The 22105-nt window shown below is 56.5% G+C and carries 22 protein-coding genes; 1 reads left to right on the top strand and 21 read right to left on the bottom strand.

All coding sequences use genetic code 11. The features are described 5' to 3' along the window. Positions 1-132 precede the first annotated feature (132 nt). A complete protein-coding gene (locus H7688_RS20200) occupies positions 133-564 on the top strand; it encodes an FKBP-type peptidyl-prolyl cis-trans isomerase (RefSeq protein WP_183363068.1) in 432 nt (143 codons plus the stop codon). Positions 565-675: 111 nt separating this feature from the next. Here H7688_RS20200 and H7688_RS20195 read toward each other — a convergent pair whose 3' ends face one another. The 21 genes from H7688_RS20195 to H7688_RS20095 all read right to left on the bottom strand — a co-directional run bounded on the left by H7688_RS20195 (position 676) and on the right by H7688_RS20095 (position 22089). Then, entirely contained in the window at positions 676-1227 is a 552-nt protein-coding gene (locus H7688_RS20195) for a YkgJ family cysteine cluster protein (protein WP_183363067.1), read from the bottom strand. A 172-nt stretch (positions 1228-1399) separates the two neighbouring features. Then, positions 1400-1789 (bottom strand): hypothetical protein, encoded by a 390-nt coding sequence (locus H7688_RS20190; protein ID WP_183363066.1) that lies wholly within the window; start codon positions 1787-1789, stop codon positions 1400-1402. Between the two features lie 523 nt (positions 1790-2312). Beyond that, entirely contained in the window at positions 2313-3203 is an 891-nt protein-coding gene (locus tag H7688_RS20185; protein ID WP_183363065.1) for a tetratricopeptide repeat protein, read from the bottom strand. Between the two features lie 64 nt (positions 3204-3267). Further along, a complete protein-coding gene (locus H7688_RS20180) occupies positions 3268-3675 on the bottom strand; it encodes a hypothetical protein (RefSeq protein ID WP_183363064.1) in 408 nt (135 codons plus the stop codon). A 125-nt stretch (positions 3676-3800) separates the two neighbouring features. Then, complete coding sequence (locus H7688_RS20175; protein ID WP_183363063.1) at positions 3801-5666, bottom strand: tetratricopeptide repeat protein; 1866 nt, start codon at positions 5664-5666, stop codon at positions 3801-3803. Positions 5667-5731: 65 nt separating this feature from the next. Continuing rightward, positions 5732-6151, bottom strand: coding sequence for a GtrA family protein (locus H7688_RS20170; protein ID WP_198424516.1), 420 nt, complete (start codon positions 6149-6151; stop codon positions 5732-5734). 46 nt (positions 6152-6197) lie between these two features. Then, positions 6198-7340: a glycosyltransferase family 39 protein gene (locus tag H7688_RS20165; RefSeq protein WP_183363062.1), complete on the bottom strand. Its 1143-nt coding sequence runs from the start codon at positions 7338-7340 to the stop codon at positions 6198-6200. After that, complete coding sequence (locus H7688_RS20160) at positions 7341-9062, bottom strand: tetratricopeptide repeat protein (protein ID WP_183363061.1); 1722 nt, start codon at positions 9060-9062, stop codon at positions 7341-7343. Next, positions 9059-9991, bottom strand: a complete 933-nt coding sequence (locus H7688_RS20155) for a glycosyltransferase family 2 protein (protein WP_198424515.1) — start codon at positions 9989-9991, stop codon at positions 9059-9061. Before H7688_RS20155 ends, H7688_RS20160 begins: the two co-directional genes overlap by 4 nt. Positions 9992-10291: 300 nt before the next feature. Then, on the bottom strand, positions 10292-11281 hold the full coding sequence (locus H7688_RS20150) for a cytochrome c3 family protein (protein WP_183363059.1): 990 nt from the start codon (positions 11279-11281) through the stop codon (positions 10292-10294). Positions 11282-11318: 37 nt separating this feature from the next. Then, positions 11319-12404 carry a redoxin domain-containing protein gene (locus tag H7688_RS20145; RefSeq protein ID WP_183363058.1) on the bottom strand — a complete coding sequence of 362 codons (1086 nt, stop codon included), beginning with the start codon at positions 12402-12404 and terminating at the stop codon, positions 11319-11321. A gap of 27 nt (positions 12405-12431) precedes the next feature. Then, entirely contained in the window at positions 12432-12947 is a 516-nt protein-coding gene (locus H7688_RS20140; RefSeq protein ID WP_183363057.1) for a tetratricopeptide repeat protein, read from the bottom strand. Beyond that, positions 12944-14299: a cytochrome c3 family protein gene (locus H7688_RS20135; protein ID WP_183363056.1), complete on the bottom strand. Its 1356-nt coding sequence runs from the start codon at positions 14297-14299 to the stop codon at positions 12944-12946. Before H7688_RS20135 ends, H7688_RS20140 begins: the two co-directional genes overlap by 4 nt. A 345-nt stretch (positions 14300-14644) precedes the next feature. Continuing rightward, on the bottom strand, positions 14645-16414 hold the full coding sequence (locus H7688_RS20130) for a tetratricopeptide repeat protein (protein WP_183363055.1): 1770 nt from the start codon (positions 16412-16414) through the stop codon (positions 14645-14647). A gap of 62 nt (positions 16415-16476) precedes the next feature. Continuing rightward, on the bottom strand, positions 16477-17214 hold the full coding sequence (locus H7688_RS20125; protein ID WP_183363054.1) for an OB-fold nucleic acid binding domain-containing protein: 738 nt from the start codon (positions 17212-17214) through the stop codon (positions 16477-16479). A gap of 179 nt (positions 17215-17393) precedes the next feature. Then, the gene (locus tag H7688_RS20120; RefSeq protein ID WP_183363053.1) at positions 17394-17795 is read right to left on the bottom strand and encodes a tetratricopeptide repeat protein; all 402 of its coding nucleotides are present in this window, start codon (positions 17793-17795) and stop codon (positions 17394-17396) included. Positions 17796-17856: 61 nt separating this feature from the next. Next, the gene (locus tag H7688_RS22855) at positions 17857-18573 is read right to left on the bottom strand and encodes an FKBP-type peptidyl-prolyl cis-trans isomerase (RefSeq protein ID WP_183363052.1); all 717 of its coding nucleotides are present in this window, start codon (positions 18571-18573) and stop codon (positions 17857-17859) included. A gap of 24 nt (positions 18574-18597) precedes the next feature. Further along, a complete protein-coding gene (locus H7688_RS20110) occupies positions 18598-18912 on the bottom strand; it encodes a hypothetical protein (RefSeq protein ID WP_183363051.1) in 315 nt (104 codons plus the stop codon). Positions 18913-18961: 49 nt separating this feature from the next. Further along, positions 18962-19780 (bottom strand): tetratricopeptide repeat protein, encoded by an 819-nt coding sequence (locus H7688_RS20105; protein ID WP_183363050.1) that lies wholly within the window; start codon positions 19778-19780, stop codon positions 18962-18964. Between the two features lie 115 nt (positions 19781-19895). After that, positions 19896-20801, bottom strand: a complete 906-nt coding sequence (locus H7688_RS20100; RefSeq protein WP_183363049.1) for an NHL repeat-containing protein — start codon at positions 20799-20801, stop codon at positions 19896-19898. 7 nt (positions 20802-20808) lie between these two features. After that, positions 20809-22089, bottom strand: a complete 1281-nt coding sequence (locus H7688_RS20095) for a cytochrome c3 family protein (RefSeq protein WP_246329904.1) — start codon at positions 22087-22089, stop codon at positions 20809-20811. Positions 22090-22105: the final 16 nt, after the last annotated feature.

Genomic DNA, 22105 nt, shown 5'->3' with positions numbered 1-22105 from the left:
AGGAGACCCGTTCAGCGTGCTCGGCCGGGGTACCTGCAGGTGGAGGCTTAAATATCGCAATTGACGGAGTACAAATTACGATGATAGGATGCCGCGTCCAGTAGCCCTAAATTCAGCCACCAAGGAGCAGATATGAAGAAACTTATCGTCGGTGCTATTGCCCTGACTCTCGCGGTCCCGGTTTTCGCTGCGGGAGATGACACTCTTCAGAAAGCAGCCAAAGAAAAGGGAGCGGTGCAGACACCCTCCGGCATGGTGTACATCCCCATCAAGGAGGGAAGCGGCGATTCGCCCAAGGCCTCCAGCGTCGTCGGGGTCAACTATCGCGGCACCTTGACCAATGGGAAAGTGTTCGATAGCTCCTACGAGAGCAAGATAATCCCCCGGTTCCCGCTTTACGGTGTCATCCCCTGCTGGACCGAGGGAGTCCAGATGATGAAGGTCGGCGGCAAGGCGAAACTCGTCTGCCCCCCCGATCTAGCCTACGGCAGCCGTGGCGCAGGACGGGACATCCCCCCCAATGCGACCCTCATCTTCGAGGTAGAACTGCTCAACATCCAGTAGCACCCGCAGAATATCTCCCCCCTCAAAAGCAAAAGGTCTCGGCATAATCGCATTGCCGAGACCTTCTATTCTGTTTCCCCTCCAGGGTCAACCTGCTCAGTTCCCCAAGCTTCAACCGAACAGATCTCTAATATCGTATACCGGCTTGCGCCCGTTGAGCCGCACCAGAACTTCATTCAGCTTGGCATAGAAATAAACCGAGTATTGGCCGTCGCTGCTGCCATAGATGAAATGGGGTTCGCCTGTTCTGCAGAACTCCGGGTCATCCAGCGTGTACAAGGTCCGGCAGTTGAAGGGACGGCAGGAATAGATGGTACAGGCTCCCGAAGCGTCCAGAAAGGGGCACGGTGTGGGGTCGGCGTGCGCGGCACCAGTTTTGGGCTGTTTTCTTACCCTGCCGGTGGTCTCCTCGATCATTTTTGCTTCCAGATCGGTTATCCCTACGCCTATCTTGCAGCAATGGGAACAACCTTTACCACATACCGTAAAGGTCGAGACAAAGTCAGAGAACTTGTCGAGAAAACTGTAGATCTTCCGCAGCTTCAACGTGGCCCGTTCATTTACCGTCTCCAGTTGCTTCAGTAAAACGGTAAATTCATCGAAGAACTCATCGGGCACTGTCGGGATCGGGAAGGTCTCTTGAGCTTGGTCATCAGTTGTCATGGTCGTTCACCTTATGGGGTTTCTAGAAGATTTCCGGCTGGCGGATCACCCGCAGTTTACGTTTTGGAAGTTCTGCTGCAGAATCGCGGGGTTTATGAAAGGTGGCAGTTTCCATTCCTGAATCATGCCGGCGCACCCAAGATCCGTGAACGGGGACCTTTTCAGGGGACCGTCACTGAACCGGGTTTTTAACCTTCACATACCTATTTTTCAGCAACTGCCTTTCCGCATAGTACTGTACATCGGTCCTGCCATCCCTTTTGACGAATTTCTCTTCGATACCGTACTCGCCATAGGAATTTCTGATGGCATACCTTAACAAATACGTATCACACTTGCTATAGCTTTCATCCTTCACGATCTTTTCAAAACTCAAAAGCCGTGCGCTTTCCGGGTGCAGAAGATTCTTGCGTGCAGTATCAAAGGCAACCTGTGCGGGGTCATGCCTGAACCTTCTGTAGGCTTCCCACACAGCATTAGTACCTTCCTCTGGAAGAAATAAAAAGAGCGCCACCGCCAAAAGAATAAGCCCGCAGCATCCCCTTAAAAAAGGCGTTGTCATCTTGTACACCCCTTACTCAACACCGAGTCCGACCGGCTCGCATAACATAAAAAGCACAAAACATTGCAGATTTATAATCCTCTCACACTTAACTTGCAAGTATTTTAATTATCTGCAACGTATACTCTACAACACTTTCCTGAACGTGGTCCTAGAGAAGATCCGCAAAAAGGGAGCAGGTGATTGCCAAGAAGAGGGTACGCGAGCCCGAGAGAGATCCGGGACCAGACATTTTACATATAATCAAAACGTTACGGCCCTAAGGAGGAAAAGTGCGAAGGTGGATATCCGACAGGGATCCGCTTGGTTTTTCCGATAAGAGCCAAGCGGATCCAGGATAACTTGGACAACTGGAAAGGGCCTCGTCCCGCCCGGACTCAGATCGGGCGGGACGAAGGGACTACAGACCTGCACGCTGCATCCCTGCAGCTAAAAAGGAACCATTAACGACTTCAATTTAACGCACAAGAACTTACGCAGCAGCTAACTGCTTGCGGTAACCTGTTGCGGCGACCTTTGCCGCTTATTTGAAGATTTCTGCCAGTTCGGGCATTGTCGGCTGTAACTCACGTGTTTTTTCGAAGCAGGCCATAGCTTCGTCGGTCAGGCCCTGCTCTTTCAGAGCATTCCCCAGATTGTAATGCGCCTGGGCAAAATCGGGGCTGATAGAGAGGGCTTTCTTATAATGGTCGATAGCACCATCAAGGTCACCCATTTTACTCAGGGTATACCCCAGGTTGTTATGGGCTTTCGAGTAGCTGGGATTCACCTTAAGTGCCGTCTGAAGGCACTCCACCGCCTTTGCTAACTCGTTCTTTTTCAGGTGCACCGTCCCCAGGTTGAAATGCGCCTCTCCAAAATCAGGTTTCGCCCGCAATGCCTGTTCATAGCAGACTATGGCTTCGTCAAGCTCTCCCAGGTTGTTGAAGAGGTTCCCCAGGTTGAACTGATCCTGCGGAGTGTTGGCAATGAGAGCCTTGATGCTTTGGAAGCATTCCTGCGCCTTTTCCGGCATACCCAAAGAGTTGTAGATGGATCCGATCCGTATGCAGTAGTTGTAGTTGCCGGGATCAGCATTCAGACATCTCACCAGGAAATTCACCGCCGCGTCTTTGTCGTCCTTCGACTGGGCGATGAGCGCCATGGCAAAAAGGACATCCTGGTTTTCGGGCTCAAGCTTGAGCACGTTCTCGTAAACCGTTTCGGCACGCTGCAACTGGCCCGACTTCTGGCATTCGACGGCAATAAAGATAGCCTTTGCCGTCGAGACCGGCTCACCGTGGGGGATGCCACAGGTTTCCCGGAGATGGGAGAGCGCGGCAAACCTCTGGGCCTCGAGTTGCGGCAAGCAGCATGACTTGTATTTTTTACCGCTTCCACAGGGACACTTATCGTTGCGATTTATTTTTTCCATTTTTCTCCCCCTCACAAGTAACTACATGATGAAGTACAACATCCGCTGCCAAGCTTTCGAAAAGTCACGGAGCAATCTGCCCTTTTTTATATTTTGCGGCTCCAATCGAGGATCTGATATAGGTGTAGGTGCAGTCTTGCACAGGGTCTTTTTCCAGCATCTGCATCGATGACTCTATTTCCAGCAACAACTGGGTATTTCCCCTAACCGCCGACTCAACGACTTTATCAACTTCCTTTTCTGCTTCATTGAGCCTCTGAAAATTGGCCCCGGTAGCGTCCTTGCTTGCCAGGGCACAGGCTGCCGCAAGCTTGGCAGTGGCCTCAGACCAAAGCTTACCTTCCGCAATATCGCTCGTCACCAGACGTGTACTCGCGGCTACCGCCTGGAAAACGGCATCCCCGGACGTGACTGCCTGAGCAGGCTCAACGACTGCGGCAGTTAGCCAAGCAACCATCAAAAGTACCCACATGTCCAACTCTCCTTAACAACCTACCGGACGATGCCAAAGAATGGGCTCTGCACCGACCACGACAGCCGAAACAACCAGGCAAGGGCAAACCGGGTAAATCGCTCCGCAGGTAAAGGTTCGCTGTGTCAGCGCACCTTTGAAAGCTGGTTCATCATGCTGGTGGAAACAGGATCAGCTGGGTCTATCGCTAAAGCCTCTTTGAATACCTTGACGGCCTCAGCGGACTGGCCAGCCTGAGCCAGCGTGATGCCAAGATTTCGCAAAAGATCTGACCTTTTCGGAGCGAGACGGATGGCCTCCCGGTTTTCACGAATGGCCCCTTCCAAGTCGTTATGCTTCAGCAAGATCAGGCCGAGGTCACTATGTGCATCGGCGCAGGTCGGGTCAAGTTTTAACGCTGCGCGGAATTCAGTTTCCGCCTTGGAAAAGTCCCCCGCGTTGAGTGCATCGAGGCCATTTTTGAGGTGCTGTTGTACAAACCTGGCAGCCACGTTTTGCATCATCTGTTCGAACTCTTCCTGTTTCACCCCTACCCGACCATGTGCCTTGCGAAATTCAGGATTGAGCATGGCGGCAGCCTGGTATTCGATAATGGACTCTTCCTCCTTACCAGCCTTGCCATAGGCGACACTGAGATTGGTACGTGGACGTGGCTTGAGCGGGCTCTTGCTGACAGTGTCAGCCCAGAGGGTGACATCATCTCGATATACCTCGTTGCGGGTATAGGTTCCAATCGCCAAGAGCACGGTGACTATCCCAAGGACGGCAGTTGTCGCGCGCTGAATTAACAACGACCTGTGCTCGACCATGCTCAGGAGCGCAACAACGACAGCCATGGAGAATCCGACAGAGGGGAGATAGCATCGATACTCGTCCACAAGGTCTGCCAGAGGAACGAAGCTCGATTCGACGGACAGCGTGATCAAAAACCACAGCAGACCGAACCCGATCAACAACCGGGAGCCGTTCAAACGTTTGCGCCCACTAAGGAGGATAACCAGCGAACCCGCCAAATAGACCAGCAGGAACAGGGTGGACAGCATGACCTTGGGCTCGAGTAGAGAGCGGAACAGTGGATAGTCGTAGTCGAAATTCAGGTTCGTCGGCCAGACTAGAAGCTTCAGGTACATTACGATAACCGTCGTTTGAGTAAAGAAATACTCAAGCGGGTTATAGACGTTTTGCCCCCGTGCAACAACAGCGTTGACAGACCCCGTACCGATATGGTGGCTTACGTAGAACATCAAAAGCGGGATGACTGCAACCGTCAAGAAGAACGGCCAGACACGACGAAGAGCATCACGCCAGGTAGAACCGAAGAAAGCCATCTCAACGACCAAGAGTACCACCGGCAGAGTTGCCGAAAGCTCTTTATTAAGCATGGCTAGTAAAGAAAAGGCCAAAGCTCCCATGCGCAGATGCAGTGGCCGTTCTTTAAGGTGCCAATAGACATGGAAGCAAACAGCCCCCAGATAGAAAAGCGCAGCAAGCGAGGCAAAGCGCTGAGTCAGATAGGTAACCGCCATGGTCTGCAAGGGATGACAGGCAAAAAGAGCGGCAGTGAAAAAAGGAGCCCATGCCTTGAGCAGACTCTCGTCGGCGCTCCCCTGCCCGGCAAAGACAGGCGTAGCCATTAGGGACCGCATCAGGACGAAGACCAGAAGGGAACTGACCAGATGAATCCCCAAGTTCGTGAGATGGTATCCCACGACGTCGAGGCTACCCACAGCGTAGTTCAAGGCGAACGTGAAGAAGGTCACCGGCCTAACGACCGTGGCATACTTCATGTTCGTAGCGTAGGTTGATGCATCGATCAGCCGGGATAAGCTTGTAAAATTCCCAAGGCTTTTAACTACCGGGTTTGTAACGATGTTGACGGTGTCATCAAAAAGAAAGGGAGCCTTGAACGTATTGAAATAGGCAGCGACAACGATGCAGACTATGAAGGTAACTTGTGCGACTACGCGTGAAGGTATCCTGCTCATGATCATACTCTGCCCCATCCATGACAATTAGATATTTGGTATTGGCGCACCATAAAAGCAAACAAAAAAAGTCAGCCTCGAAACGTAAACAGAAGGTTGGCGGTAAAGTTCCATGCCATTGTTACAGCAATCGCGAACAGCTTGGCAAGGTAGAAGTTTTTGTCCTTACGGACTAACAACCATAAGGTGACGGTATTAATGGAAAGCCCAACCATAGACACAACCATAAAAGACATGTACTCTGTCAGTACGTACTGATTGTGGCTATTGAAAGTCCATATCCTGTTCAGCAGATAGTTATAGCTGGCAGCAACGACAAAACCCACTGTATTAGCCAAATACTTTTGACAGTTTGCCTTCTCTTTTAAGAGATAAGTAATACTGAAATCAACTGCTACTCCTGAGAAACCAACTATTCCAAACTTTATGAACTTGGCGAAATAGTCGGACTTGTCTGCAATAATGTCTCTAATGGTATCACCAATCGTCACGAGTCTGCTTCTCCCACAAAATAGAGTCAGGCCACCGTCCCGAGTGCTACGCCACCCATCGATTCGAGGCGTGCAGCAAAACAAGCACAACCTGAAGAATGGAGCACGGTACCAGATAGAACAGCACCGATCTCCCCTTCAGTTTCATCGCCAGTAAGACGAACATGGGGAACACAATGACCAGATAGCGCATGTACGAAGTCAGGCTGCCGGTCAGGGCCGGGATCATACCGGTAATCAGCAGGTAGGCAAACAGGGTAGTGTCGAGTTTTCTGTATGACAGTACCGCGATAACGGCGTAGACCACAAAGAACACCCGGTTCATGATGCTCGTGGTAAAGCCGTTCAGGGTAAAATCGGTGTAAATGAAATTGTTGAGAAACCAATCCACCGGGTGCAGAAGGTTGAGGAGCGAATTGCTTGCCTGGAACACCTTCTGGGCGTCGAAGCCGGCAAACGGGTCACCGGTGGCGAGTTTCATCACCAGCAGATAGCTGCCATACCCCGCAACAAAAGCCAGCGGCAGGAGAGTTTTCTTCGGGTCGAAGCTCCTTTTGGTGCGCAGTTCCAAAAGGAGTGCAACGAGCACCGGCACGATAACCAGTATTCCCGTGGGGCGGGTCAACGGCAGCAGGAACGAGCAGGCGATGGCCGGCATCATCCTGTTTTCTCTGAGGTAGTAAAGGAGCATGATCGCCAGCAACAGGAACACCGATTCCGTGTAGACGAGACCGATATAAAAGCTGGTCGGGAAGGCGAGCAGGATCAGGGACGACCGGTAGGCCACCTCCTCGTCGTACGTCTTTGCTATCAGTAGGAACAGGTAGACCACAGAGAGCACGGCAAACAGCGTCGAAAGGACAAAAGCCCCCACCAAGGTATGGCCGAAGGTGAGGTAGCCCGCCATCCGGATCAGCAAGGGGAACAACGGGTAAAAGGCGTTGCCTATGTGAAACGGCGAGTACCAGTTGTCGGCAACATAGAGGTAGTGATTGGCGTCCCAGGTTTTAAAGGCCGAGGCGAGCCAGGCAGGTTCCCCGATCGGATAGACGAAATTTGCGTCGTGACCCGCGAAGGAAAAGGGTACGAGATACCAGCTCGCACCGATCAGGACAAGTATCGCGACCTTGACCAGAAGGGTTATGACGACAAGGCTCTTGATGCGTGGGTTGATTGCCCTTCCGGTCAATTATTTACTCCTTTCCTTCAAGCGGTACGCTTCGGACAGGGCGGACCGAAAGGCAGGCTCGTTCGGGTTGAGCCGCACTGCGGCCTCGAACTGTTCTACAGCCCGGTCTAACCTGCCGGTGTCACGGTAAGCCATCCCGAGGTTGAAGTGGCTGTCAGGCTGAAGAGGATCGAGACCTACCGCAGCTTCCAGGTGCACTATCGACTGGCCGAAGTCCCCCATCTCCCCATATAGGGAACCAAGATCGTTGCGAGCCATCGGGTTGCGCGGCTCGAGGCTCACGGCTTTTTCGTACTGCCTGATCGCTTCGCGCCGGTCTCCGGCTTCGTAGTAGGCATTCCCCAGGTGCCGGAAGTACTCGGTGTGCGGATCCAATTGCGTCGCTTTCTTTAGCTCTACGATCGCTTCCGGCAACCTCCCCATCAACTTCAGAGCTTCCCCCAGGTTGTTGTGCACCACGGCATTACCGGGAGATTTCGTCACGGTGTCAGACCACAGGGTGTAGTTGTCCTTCCAGACGACGTTACGCTGAACCGTTGCCGCAAGGTACCAGCAAAGCACGACGCCAAGGACGCCCGCGAGTCCACGGAGATGCTTCGGATTCCGGACATACCCGGCCACGAGACCAGCTAGGAAAAGGACGGCACCCACCGACGGCAGGTAGAGGTAGCGCTCCGCAAACGGGTAAGGAATGGCACGGATGTAAAAGGCCGGGAGCAGCGGAACCACGGTCAGCACCAGCCCGAATGCGGCCGTTTTGGATCTCTGGGCTACGGTCAGGCACAGCGCCGCTACGGCCAGGACCGCAAGTACGGAGAGAAAGGCGCGGGGTTCGGCGAAGGACAGCACCGGGTGGAACTCGTACATGGCGTTCAGTTCCACCGGCACCAGCAGTTTGAAACCGTATTCTACGGCAAGCGGGAACACGTTGAGGATCAACTGGAACCCGGAGAGGTCGGGGTGTCGGTTGATGGGTGCGAAAGCCCCCAGCACACTTCCCCGGACTGCCAGGTAGAGGAGTGAAACAACCAGATAGGGTGCATAGCGCACCGCCAGTTTGAGAAGCGGAGCGCGTTCCTTGACAAGGAAGTAATCGGAGGCCAGCAAAACAAGCGGCAAGGTTATCCCGATTTCCTTGGAAAGGAGCGCCAGGCCGAACAATACCGCCGGCAGCAGGTTGAAATACCAGTCCCGCTGCACAAAACGCAGATGCAAGTAGATCGCGGAGATGTAGAAGACGGTCAAGAGCAGGTCGGTCACACTCATGACCGGTGCCACCACTTCGGTGTGAATGGGGTGCACTGCGAAGACGAGCGCAGACGAGAGCGCTAGCCCCCAAAACGGCCGGGAATGCTCCTTGGACAGCAAGGCCTCGGCAAGCAGATAGACGAGAATGGTGGCCACTACATGGAGCAGAAGGTTTATGGCATGGAATCCCCATGCTTTCAGGCCAAACAGGTGATAGCCGGCCATATAGACCACGTGCAGGAGCGGCCGGTAATAGTTGGAGATTGAGGTCCCCTTGAACCCCCAGACCTCGCTCGAGAAAATGGCGGGAAGATGGCGGATGTCCCTGATCCACGGGTTCTTAAGCACCTGGAACTCGTCGTCGTAGACGAACCCGTTGACCAGCGTGTTTCCGTAGGCGACACAGACGACAGCCACCAGGATGAGGGCGACGGCGGAACGGGACCGGATTGAAAATGAAGCGCGGGAAATCATTCGGTCTCACCCCGGTCGATGTTCCTGGTGTCGCCGATCCAGTAAAGCGGCCTCCCCTGCGCCTGCTCGAACGATCTGCCGACGTACGAACCGATGATGCCGATACTGAAGAGGATGATCCCGTTGTAGAAGGTCATCAGGATGATGATGGAAGTCCAGCCGGGAACGGTCACTTTGAACACGAAGTGATCGAGCAGCGCCTTGATGAGATAGATGAGACTGATGCCCCAGAGTGCGAAGGAGGCCCAGGTGATGAACCTGATAGGACTTGAGGAGAAACTGAGGATGGCATTGATGGCAAGGCCCAGCATCTTTCGAAACGGATACTTGGTCTCGCCGGCATAGCGCCGGTCACGATCGTACTGGATGATGCACTGCCTGAAGCCGATGCTGGCAAAGATGCCACGCATGAAGCGGTGGCGTTCCCTGAACTTGCGGACAACCTTGAGCACCTTGTGGTTAAAGGCCCGGAAATCGCCGCAGTTGTCGACGATGTCCCGACTCGAGAACCGTCGCATCAGCTTGTAGAACAGCCAGGCAGTGGCGAGCTTGAACCCGCTTTCCCCGTCGCGCCGCTTCCTTTGGGCGTGGACCAGGTCGAAACCTTCCTCGAGCTTTGCCAGCATTCCGGGGATCTCTTCGGGGGGGTCCTGCAGGTCGGCGTCGATGATGACGATCAAATCGCCATCGGCGAAGTCCATCCCCGCAGTAATAGCGATCTGGTGCCCCATGTTGCGGGCCAGGTGCACAACCTTCACGCGCCGGTCACGGTCGGACAGTTCGTTCAACCGAAGGGCGGTATCGTCCCCACTGCCGTCGTTTACGAAGATGATCTCGAAATCGTAAGATCCGGCCCGGTCGGCGACTCCGGTCATTCTCCGGTAGAACTCGTCGATCGTTTCACGTTCGTTGTAGCACGGTACGATCACGCTGACCGTTTGCTTGCACCCGCCAGTAGTCACCTTCGGCCTCGCACAAGGTTAATGGACAAAGCAGCAGGAATGCTGCTCTATCTTACCTTCCAAAACTCATAGGGATCAGTCTGAAAACCGCCCCACAACATACCCCAAAACTCACAGTAAGGCTACCAGGTTGTTAAAACCAGCTAGGGCGAATCATCGTAAAGCACACAGGGTAACCGTGCCGCGGGGTTCCTGTGTTGTGTCGTTGTGTCACTGTGCGCGGCAGCTATTCCTCGGCTCGCACCAGATCGAGGAATACTGCCGTCATCACATGCCGTGACATTTCTTGCAAAAATCGCTTGCCGGAGCTACGCCGTCGTAGTTCTGCAAAAATACCGGAGAACTGCCCGCATGGGGGTTGTGGCAGGATACGCAGGTGAACTCCCGACCCGGGTGGTACGGATCAGGGGTCCTGCGTACCGGGTGTCCGGCATTCGAGAACCCGACGATGACGTGCGGCTTGGTGGCAATCTCTTCGTGGCAGCCAAGGCACAGGTCGCCCGCCGAGGTGCGCAGGAAGTAGCGATAGTTGGAGGCATGGGGGTCGTGACAGGTGGCACAGCTCCCCGCCGCCGTCGGCCCGTGACCGTACTTCATGGGGGACCATATATCCTCGTGGCAGCCGAAACAGGATTTGCTGTCCGGTTTCACCGCAACGAGCTTCGGAGTCCCCTTCTTGTTATGGCAAGACAGGCAAGCCCACACCGCAGCCGGCCCATGCACGTTCGCATAGGTGCTGAGCATTTTCTTGTGACACTGGTAACAGGGAGAACTGGCCGCAGGGGTCTCTCCTTCGGAGGCAGCAGTAAAATCCAGCTGGTGGCACGGCATGCACACCTTCTCGGTTTGATAACCGTGGTACTGATACCGCGTGAACCCGTCGGGGGCGCTGGACGCATCGGCGAACAAGTCCGAGCGGTAAAAGACTCGGGACTTCAGTTCCTCCACCTTCTTCCCACCCTTCATGCCGACTACCTTGATCTCGTTGGCACCGCTCATAAGCCCGAGCCCATCAAAGCAGACGGTGTAGTGGCTGTAATCCCTTTTGGGCAGGGAAACCCTCCGTTTGTTGACGAAGAGCTGGAGTTCATCGACGGACCCGGACTGCAGACGCACCACCAGGCTTGCCAGCGGGGTTTCCAGCACCGACCGGTCCGGCGGGGAGACGATGGATATCTGTCCCGTCCCCGAATCGGCCCCTGCGCTACCGGTACTCGAAAAGGCTGCCAGGGCCACCAGGAGGAGCAGGCTTCTCATACCTGCCGCAATACCGCGCCACGCTCTCTGCCTGAGATCAATGTCCATGGATGATTATCTCCAGAGCCCTGCCGTAGGAGTCGGCCGCTTTTTGCAGGTCTTTTTGCTGTTCGAAGAGCTTCCCCTGGTAGCTGTACACCTGGTAGTCGAACGGGGCGAGCTTGGCCGCCTCGTCGAACAACTTGGCGGAGTCGGCACCCTTCCCATCCCGGCCGAGGGCATACCCGGAGTAATAAAGACAGGGGGCATAGGAGTCCTCGGCACTACGCGCAGTGTCGAGCAGGGCTCGCCCCTCACCTGCCTTCCCGTTTTCTACCAGCAGGATCGCGAGCTCGCACAAGGCAACCGGGTGCCGCGGTTCCTTGGCAAGGACCGCCTGGTATTCGGCCTGCGCGAGGGCCTGATCCCCCCTGTCGCTGTAAATCCTCCCCAAGCTCAGGTGTGGCAGGACAAAGCCCTGGTCTGCCTCTACCGATTTCTTGAACCAGAGTTCAGCCTTGCCAGCAAGCAGTTTCGACTTCAGGTTGTTCTGCCCCATGTTGTAAAAGCTGAGGGCGCTTTTAGTCGGCTGATAATGAGGTTTGGCCGCAACCGCCTTCGGCTTGGCGCCGGTCAGGGTGGCAACAACGAAGTCGTCCATCTCTTCGGCTCCCAACAGTGGATAACCGGTGAGATCGTGCCGTATGGTCCCAGCTTTATCCAGGACAACCATGGTGGGAAGCGCGATGACACCATAGTCGCGAAAGGCGACCAGCCCCGGGTCGACCAGCATGGGGAACTCAATCTTCAGTTTGTCCCGGGTCGCCTTCACCTGCCTCAGGGTCTGCGGTGAGACCTTCAGTTCGTCGACATTGATCCCGACCACGGAGAGCCCGGCAGAGCGGTACTGGGCGAAGAGCTTCTGCATCCGGGTGAGCGCCGCTTCCGACTTCCGGATCCAGCTGGACCAGAAGACCAGCACGGTGAGCTTCTCGCCTTTGAGCTCGGCAGAGGTGACCTTCTTCCCTTCGGGAGAGGTAAGTGAGAACTGCGGTCCCTCCATGCCAACCTGGAGCACCAGCAGGGTCGCCGCCGCAGGGGCAGAGATGAACAACCCGAAGGTGAGCAGAAACACCACAGTCATGGCCATTTTTTTCATAGCAACCCTATCCTAATTCCGGCCCTGTCTGTGTTTGCGAATCCCTTCCTTGAACTCGTCCACGGCCTTTTGGTACTCCCCGATCTTGCGGTAGAGGACTCCCAACTCGTAGTGAACCCGCACCGGATTCGGATTGAGGAGCAAGGCATCGCGCAGTGCCTTTTCCGCTTCTGGATAACGTCCCAGGCGGGTCAGCACCATCCCCCTGCCGGTCTTGGCCTCGAAGGTGCGCGGCGCGATCGCGAGTGCCCGGTCGAAGTGGACGAGCGCATCCTCCGGCGCCCCTGATTCGGCAAGCAGGTACCCCAGGCGGACCTGAGCCTGGACGTTGTCAGGCTTGGCTGCGACCTCGGCGCGCGCCGCGGCCAGTTCAGCACCCGCCGCAGGTGTCGAGGCAGACGCTGCCTCTTCCGGTGTGGCAGCCGACAAGGTACCGGGAGAAACAGTCAGCAGCGCGCACAGAGGGAGGCAGAAAAGAACCTGCCTCAGTACGGGGAGTTTTACGGGGAGCAGGGTTAGAGCCGTCATTTCGCCACCGGTTTGTTCACGACCGGTGCGATCCTGTCGTAGCCGAAGAGCTGGTGGCACCCTGGCAGACAGGTGCCGCCATTAGTGGATTTTTTGAAACCGACCGGCAGGTTCCACTTGGCGAATGGCACGCTGTCACGAACGTGCTTCGGATTGTTGGTGGCGTGAGCGTCGTGGCAGGCCCGGCAGGTACGCCCTTTCACCGACTTGTTGACGTGGACGAAATGAAGATTTTGTTCGCCGTTTCTGAACCCGGTCAGGGTGGTGGTGTACTCTTCGGCTGCAATGGTCTTTTGGTGACACATGAAGCAGAGTTTGTAGTTGTCCGGGGCGTAGGGCGCGTAGAAAAGCTGCGGGAAGCTCTCCCGCAGGATGCGGAAGTTATTGGAACCGTGGGGGTTGTGGCAACCTGAGCAATCCTTTTCCTTGATCGGGCCATGAAGATCCGAGTTGTTGGCCAGGATCGGTTTCATGTTGGCAATTTTCCCGGTGGCGCCGTTATACTCCCGGTTGTGGCAGCTCATGCAAAGCTCCATCGGCTGTTTGAGCAGTTGCCGAGGGTTGTCGGAGACGTGCGGGTCGTGACAGGCCAGACACTTGCGATCGGTTGCCAGTGCCAGGTGAGGTACGGTGTCAGCCGGGATCTCCTTGGCCTTCCCCTGGTGGCAGGTGTAGCAGAGGTCCTGGCTCCCGGCGGCAGTGAGCGTGAAGCGGAAATCCGAGCTGTGCGGGCTGTGGCAGTTGACGCAGGCTTCGCGTACGGGAGAATGCATGAACTTGCTGTTTTTGAAAGATTCGGCCTTGTCGGTGTGGCAGGAGAAGCAGACGTCGTTCCCCGCGGCGGAGAGCAACTTCGGGAACCCGCTTTGATGAGCGGCGTGGCAGGAGTTGCAACTGCCGGTCCCCAGGGGGCCGTGCAGGTACTTACCGCCCGCTATTGCCTTACGGTGGCAGAGAAAGCACAGCTCGCTTCCCTCGGCGCGCAGTTGAAACTTGTAGCCGGACTGGTGGGGGTCGTGGCACTTGGTGCACTTTGCTTCCTGCACCGGTTTATGCACGACCTTCATGGTACGGAGCCCCTCGTGGCACTCCTCGCACTGTTTACCGGCATCGAGGATAGGCTCGAACTTGTGCTTGCCGACAGGCTTGTGACACCCGGTACACTCCCCTACCGCGACCGGTCCGTGAACAAAGCGCGCCTTGCCCATGCCGGGGTGGCAGGAAGCGGTAACGCAGGTTTCCTTTGCCGCGACCACCTCTGCAAATGCAGTCGAGGTAACCGGGCCCGGCAGGCAGGAGAATGCTGCCATAGCAAACCCCAAAAAGGCAAAAGCGACAAGTGTCTTCGCCATGGTCAAATCACTCCTCCAAAACGCAGTAAAGCTGCACCACAAGTAAACTGCCAGACGAAATAACCGTGGCAACCTTTGACGAACCTGCCGCATGATGCCGGTTCTTAGGCCGAACCTGGTGCCGCGTGGCCCGGTGCGAAAAAAGGCCGACTCGCGTCAAGTCGGCCATTCCGCACTCAAGCTTGGATCATTAAGAAATAAGGCACATGGTCGGTTGACTGAAAAACCGAAGTCTCTCCGGCCCGAACGCAGCCTTCTGCCGAATTTGCACGGAATATTAATGGCATAGCCGCCTTTTTGTCAAGCCAATAGTTGAAAAGGAACAGTGCGCTGTTGTAGTCCCAATCACTTCGGCTGCGCCATGCCGATCCTGCGACTTGCCATAAATTCCTGAAGCTGCTGCGCCAGTGCAGGGTCGAGGGAACGGATGACCTCGAGTTCTCTAAGCGCAGCGCCTGTATCGGCAAGGTTAACCTGACTTACCGCGAGGTTGAAGCGAAGATCGGCACGGTTCGCATCGGCAAAACCTAGAGCGCGTTCCAGTACCTGCCGCGCCTCGGCGAACCGCCCGAGCTCGTTGAGAACGCCGCCAAGATTGATGTGGGCATCCAGATAGCCGGGCCTCAGCTCAATGGCCCGCTGGTACAGGGAAGCTGCTGTTTTGCTGTCGTGGTAGGCCACCTGGCGGACCCGCCCGAGATTGTAATACGAGGCGGCATCCGAAGGTTCGACCTCGATGGCGCGCTCCAGTACCTGGACGGCCTCCTCGGTCCTGCCCGCGTCGTTCAAAGCGGCACCGTAGTTGTTCATAATGAGGTAGTTGCCTGTGGTGACCTCCAGGGTATGCCGGTACAGGGTTAGACTGTCTGCCCAAACACCCACTTGCAACCACGTGGCCCACCCGAGGACAGCGAGTACCATTCCCGCAAGTGGAGCCGCAGCCCTGCCACCCCACGAGAAGCGTTTCAACAGATCGGAGACGCCCCAGACGACCCCGATAAATACCCCGGTCATGGGGAGGTAGGTATAGCGATCCGCCATCGACTGGGCACCCACCTGAATAAGACCGATTACCGGCAGTAGCATGACGAGATACCATAACCAGCCAGCCGCCAGGTAGGGAAAGCTTCGGAGGCACCACAGTGCACCGACAGTGATTGCACAAAGGAGCACCGCGGCCCCCACCGCGTGTGCCGGCGCTATCGAGACCGGGAGCGGATAGAGGACCGCCAGGTCGTGCGGCCAGAAAGCCTGGCGCAGGTAACCAAGACAGGAGACCAAGGCGTTAGCGACCCGCAGGTCCACGGGAACCGTGCGCAATTCGGCCATCGAGCCGCCGTGGTGTTGGGCATAGATCGTGACGGCAGAGGATGCCACTGAGAGCAGCAGGAAAGGGATCTTTTCGGCGAGAAGCCGACTAACGGTCGTGGCGGGGGAAAGAGCCTGCCGGTTTACAACCAGACGCCCCAGCGGCCAGGCGTCGAGTATCAGGATGATGACCGGGACCGTCACCAGCATCGGCTTGGTGAGCAGCCCCAAAGCGAAAACCGCAAGCGCAGCCAGATAGCGAGCAGCGGTCGGACGTTTGGTGTAGGAGACGTAGAGCAAAAGGGTGGAATGGAAGAAAAGCCCACTCAGCACATCCTTACGCTCCGCCACCCAGGCGACGGATTCCACATGGAGCGGATGCCAGGCAAAAAGTGCCGCGACGATCAGGCTGCGCCAGGGGCGTGCGGTGAGCCGTTCCAGCAACAGGTAGAGCAACACGGCTGAGACAGCGTGCAGAACCACGCTCATCAGGTGGTGCCCAGCCGGTACCATACCGAAGAGTTGGACATCAAGCAGGTGGGAGAGCCAAGCGACGGGGTGCCAGTTGGACATGGTGACGGACTGGAACGCCCATACCAACGATGCCGCATTGAGTCCCGACCGTACCACCGAGTTACCGGTCAGGTAGCCTGGATCGTCATAACTTATGAAGCCATGGTTCGCGGTCTGCAAGAAAAGCGTCACCGTCACCACGAACAGTAATGCCGCGCGAGCCAGGTTCGCCCTCGCCGCCCCTGTTACCACATCGGACTCCTCCGTCCGAATCGTCTCAGCCGACTTCACCATGTGCTCCAAAAAAAGATTCCGCGCCAGCCCCACGACGCGGAATCCCTAACCTTTAGGTAAAGCTACTTGTGCTGCGCGGTAGCCAGTTCCAGTATCACATCGTACTTATAACCGGAACCGAAGTTCTTGTTCTTTGCCAGCGTGCCCGAGAGCGTCACCACATCCCCCACCTTGGGGAGTTCGTTGGTGGTTACCACCAGGTCGTTGTTTTTCTCGAAAGCGGTGCCGGAGCCGTCCTGGAGGTGCAGCCAGTTCTTGCCCATAATTTTGGGCGAAATCTTCATCACTTTTCCCGTCACGACAACCTGCTTCTTGTCGAGTTCTCCACTCTTTGCGTAGAGTTCGGCAATGGTAAATGCGTTGGCACCCTTGGCCGCTTCGACGACGATCTTTTCCTTTGATTCAGGCACCAGACCGCTGCTACCGGTCGATTTCTTATTGAGAAAATCAGCTTCAGCCGCGGAGAGCGGGGCTCCGCAGAACATGATGAGGTCGAAGGTGCGCTTGAGCGCTTTACTTTCGAAGTTCATCATAGGGGTGCACCCGACGAAAGAGAGTTGCTGGCCCACCGCGATTCCTTTCGTGGCGCTGCAGGCGACCCAGGCTTTTTTACCGTCCTTCTCAAGGTTGATGTAGGTGTATTCCCCTGCGGTGGTGGTTTCAACAACCTTGCCGGTAACACCGGTATTCACCGCCATTCCGGCGACACCGGGGGAGCTTTGGGGGGATGCGTCCGCGCAGTAACCCGCCACAGGCAGAGAAAGGACAACAGCCGCCGCTAAACTTAGGAATCGATTCATCAAAGAGTCCTCGCTGTAAGAGTTGATGTTAGAATGTCAGGCGTCACACTGGGTGTGCAGGTAAAGATAGCATCAATAATTCATAAGAGACAAGTTGTTTCCCGGCCGGCGGGCTCCTTAGAAACAGCAAGACCCGCAGCGCGGGCCTTGTGTTGTACTCTTAGAACTGGGCGTACCGGCTACTTCCCTTCTTCGAGGCGTTTGAGCGCTTCCTTGGCAGGGAGGAACCCCTTGAAGGCGGCCTTTTTGTACCACTTCTTGGCCTCATTCACGTCTTTGTCGACGCCGTAGCCGTTGGAGTACATGACGCCCAAACGGTACATCGCCTTCACCGAACCTTTTTCGGCCGCTTTGGCATACCATTCCGTCGCCTGCTTTCCGTCTTGGGCGACGCCTTCGCCATGGTCGTACATGTAACCGATCATGTAGAGGGAGGCTTGGTCGTCCTCGTTCTGGAACATCTTGAGTGCCTTCGGGTAGTCTTTCATCAGATAGGCTTCTCTGGCTCGGGAGTAGTCACTCCAGGCCGGAAGAGCAGAAAAGACCGAAAATAGCATAAAAGCGATGGCAACCCGTTTCATCGTTAGTCTCCTTGCAGTAACTAATGTCTCTCGCTGCTGGTTGAGTCAAAATATCTGGTGATCAAGGTTCGACGTCCAGTAATTCGATGTCGAAAATCAAGGTGGCATCGGGCGGGATCCTTTCGCCAGAGCCCTTCTTGCCGTAGCCCAGTGCAGGGGGAATGGTCAACCGACGCTTCCCGCCGACCTTCATGGTGAGAATCCCCTCGTCCCAGCCGCGGATCACGTCTCCCCTACCCACCGCGAAGACGATCGGCTTGCCCCGGTCCACGGAACTGTCGAACTTGGTGCCGTCTTTTAGCCACCCCGTGTAATCGACCCGCACCTTGTGGTCCTTAAGGACAGTCCGGCCGGTCCCGACCACCAGATCCTGGTAGATGAGGCCGGAACGGGTTTTGATCTTCTTCACGGAGGCGGGGATCTTCGCGGTTTCCTCCTGAAACGAGGAGCGCTCCTTCGCCTTGAGCGAGTCGGCAAAAGCCTTGAGATCGATGGTGGTTCTGTCCATCACCTTGTAGAAGAGGTCGCTTGGGATCACATCCTTCTTGATGATCTGCGACTTGGAGGCGTAAGGCCGGCCGTCGATTACCTTTTGGGCGAGCCGCTCATCGAAGCCCGGCAAGGTCATCAGTTGCTCCTTGCTGGCGAGGTTCCAATCGACCAGCCCCGGTTCACCGCCCGCCTTGTGTCCGGTGGTCCCTCCCTGCTGGGCGAAACAGGCGGTCGCGACGCCGACCAGTAACCATGCCACGACACTGAGACTACGAAACCAGCTCATGCGAAGTCCTTTTTCCAATGCCGCTTACGGCTGTTTTGTGAACTTGTCGTCCTCGATGATGAGGGACGTCTTGCTTTCCAGCTTGCCGAAAATGGTTTTATTGATCGGCTGTGCGAACACCATGGCGACAACGTCGTCTCCCTGCATGCTCCACTTGTACGGGAAGCTCAACTTTGCCGAGGGGACCTGCGGCAGGGTCATTACCCCGTTTTTGTCAGCAGTGAACTCGAATTTTCCGGTTTTCCCGACCCACTTGCCAACCAGTTTCGACTCAGGCTTCGAACAAGCGACGATCCCCAGACAGAGCACGATGGCGCAGAGTACCTTTACTAGTCTCAAAATAACAACCTCCCCTTAAATTAGGTAGTGGAGCAGCGCCCGCAAGGCTTTAGTGTTTCCCGAGCCCGGCCAAGGCCTTGACGGCGTCCGGGTTTCCTTGGTCTGCGGCTTTGCGCAGCCATTTTTCCGCTTCGCGATAATCGCGATGCACCCCTTTGCCTTTCTGATAACAATCGCCCAACAGATACTGCGCCTCGGCCATACCAGAGGAGGCAGCCTTAAAGAGCCAGCGGGCGCCTTCAACTTCGTCGGCCTTTATACCGTCGCCCGAGGAAAGCATGGCCCCCAGGCGCAACTGCGCCGGCAGGTTCCCCTGTTCGGCCGCCTTGGCGAACCAGCGCGCCGCCTCTCCCTTGTCAACTACCGCGTCTTCGCCGAGGAAATAGGAAAGGCCGAGGTTGTACTGGGCGAGCACGTGGCCCCGCATGGCGTCGTTGCGGTACCAGTGGGCCTTAAGCCCCTCCGTCTGCACGAAGAGCCGCTCCAAGTCCTGCCGCACCTCTTCATGCCCCTGGTCCGCAGCCTTGCGGTACCACTTGATGGCCTCCCGGGGGTCCGGCGCGGTCCCCTCGCCGAACTCGTACATCTGCCCGAGGTTGGCCTGAGCCTCGGCATCCCCCAAGGTAGCGGACCTCGTGAACAGGACGAGCGCCTGGCGCAGGTCCTTTCCGACACCGTCGCCCTTGTAGTACATGAGGGCGGCGGCGTTGAGGGACTGAGGTGTGCCGTCCGCGAGGTACAGGCTGATGGCGGCGGAGTACTGACCTGCGGCATATGCCTTCTCGGCAGCATCGTAGTCGGCCCACGCTAGCGTGGCAAGACTCCCCAGGACGAGGCAGGTGACGAACATCCCTGTTAAACGTTTCATAGTCCGATCCTTACCGACATATGCGTCTCCCCCCAAAGCTTCGGTACGGGGGGGTAACCTGCAAGCGGGCCTTTCGAGGGCGCGACCCGCGGCAAAGACCCGGCGCAGACTTCTCTTATTTCAGGTTCTCAAAAATCTGAACCCTGCTGTTACCTCTGTCGGCGATGACCACGTCCCCGTTTTTATTAATGCACATCTGCTGCGGGTAGTACAACTGGCCGTTTCTCCACCCCATGGCAAGCTGGCGCCCCTTGAACAGGCCGTCCGGCCCCAGGATGACGATGGCACCGCCGTCCTGGTCCATGAGGTAGATGTCCGCGCTGCGGGTGGTGGTCAGCATGTTGGTTGCGAAATTCAGGTAGTCCTGCAGCCCCTTGGTGAAGGGGGTGAACTGCGGGTTCTCCTTTTTGGCGATGTAGACGGTCGACTTGGCAGAGTCGAGAATCAGGACGTCTCCCCCGGAGGTGAGTGCCAGGTCGGAGATGGCGCCGTAGTTTTTCGGGAACGGTATCTGGGACAGAAGTTTCCCCGAAGGATCCAGCTGCAGTACCCGCTCTCCTCCGATATCCAGCAGGTAGACGTTGTCCCGGCCGTCGAGCTTGAAACTCTTGGGAACGACAAGCGGAGGGTTGACCCCCTGCGGGGTCAGGTAACCGGCGAAGGCCCCTTCAGGAGTAAGCTGGGCAACCTTGCGCAGCTGACCGTCGAGGACGAAGATGTTTCCCTTGGAGTTAAGCTGCACCCGGACCGGGAACACGACTTCCTGAACCTTGATCTCGGTCCCCCCCTTAAGCGTGTTGTCCTGCAGGACATAGCGCACCAGGCGCCCGTTCTCGGTGTCGGCGATGACGATCAGCCCCTGGTCGTCGCAGGCCACCCCTTCCGGTTTCTTCAGCCCGGTTTCCTTGATATCGCCCAGGATGGTCGCCAGGTAGCGCAGCTTGAGCGCGTCGGCGCCGTAGCAACCAAGCGGGTACAACGTCGTCAGAACAAAAAGGCTCCACAATACGAATGAGCGCATAAAAGAATTACCTCCTGAACTGTTCATGACACTGCGTGCAGAGATCGCTGATGGCCGGGAAAGGCATCATGCCTTTGTACTCCGTGCCGTGAGACCGGTGGCAACTCAGACAATTCAGCGTGGCGTTTTTGTTCCTCGGATCGACGAACTTGTCCCCGATGGGATGGGTCGAGTGCTTCATCCAGTCGTGGCAGCTTGCGCACAGGTCGACGACCGAGGCCTGTTTCGCCAGCAGTGCGCTGTCGGAAGCATGGGGGTCGTGACAGGCGACACAGTTGCCATTTTTGACCGGTTCGTGCTTGGTGACCGATTTCGCCTGCCGCTTGATGGTATCGGCATGGCAGCTGCCGCACAGCACCAGGGGCGACTCCTTGAGGAGACCTTTCTCCTTGGCGGCGTGGGGGTTGTGGCAGGTCAGGCACCCTTTCTTGCTCAGCAGAGGCGAGTGCATCCGCTTCTTGCCGAAGGTCGCATTGAACATGTCGCTGTGGCAGCCGCGGCAGAGTTCCGCACCCTCGCGCTTGATCTTGAGCGGGGTCCCGGAGGTTGCCTCTTCGTGGCACTGATTGCACATGCGGGTGGAAACCGGCTTGTGCACGTTGTTGTAGAGGATCCCCTTGCGGTCCGACCCGTGGGGGTCGTGGCAAGAGGTGCAGCGCGAGGTGGCTACCGGGTAGTTCATGTGCTGCTTGATGAAGGACGGCCGGTCCGTCTTGTGGCAGCCGATGCACAGCGCAGTGACGCGCTCCTTGAGCAGAGAGTCGTCCTTGGCCGAGGCATGGGGGTCGTGGCAGTTAAGGCACCCTTTCTCGACCGGGTTGTGCTTGACCTTTATCTTGGCCAGGGTGTCGGCGAGGGACTTGTGGCACTCGAGGCACAGCTCGTTCCCCGTTTTGAGCAGGTTGTTCTTGTTGACGGAAGAGTGCGGGTCATGGCACTTCATGCACGCCCCGTCGGCCACCGGCTTGTGGACGCTGAGCGGGTTGGCGACCACCAGAGTCTTGTGGCAGCTGGCGCAGATCTTCGACGCGTCGCTCTCCAAAAGTTTGGAAAAGGCCGAGGTGTGCGGGTTGTGACACCCTGAGCAGTTGCCGTTTTTAACCGGAGTATGAACGTGCTGTTTCTTCAGCTTGTCCTGAAACCCCGGGTGGCAGTCCAGGCAGAGTTTCCCGTAGGCACCCGGCTTCAACTTGAACTTGGCGGTGTTGTCCTGGGCATAAGAGTTGAGGCCCAGGGAAAGCATAGCCAGGACGCCGAGCAGTATAAATGTTTTAAGATGAATTTTCATTGTATAGCTCCTCATG

This window comes from Geomonas limicola, from assembly GCF_014193675.1.
GTDB lineage: Bacteria > Desulfobacterota > Desulfuromonadia > Geobacterales > Geobacteraceae > Geomonas > Geomonas limicola.
The sequence above is the reverse complement of the archived record's forward strand: the minus strand, read 5'-3'. Positions and strand labels throughout refer to the sequence as shown.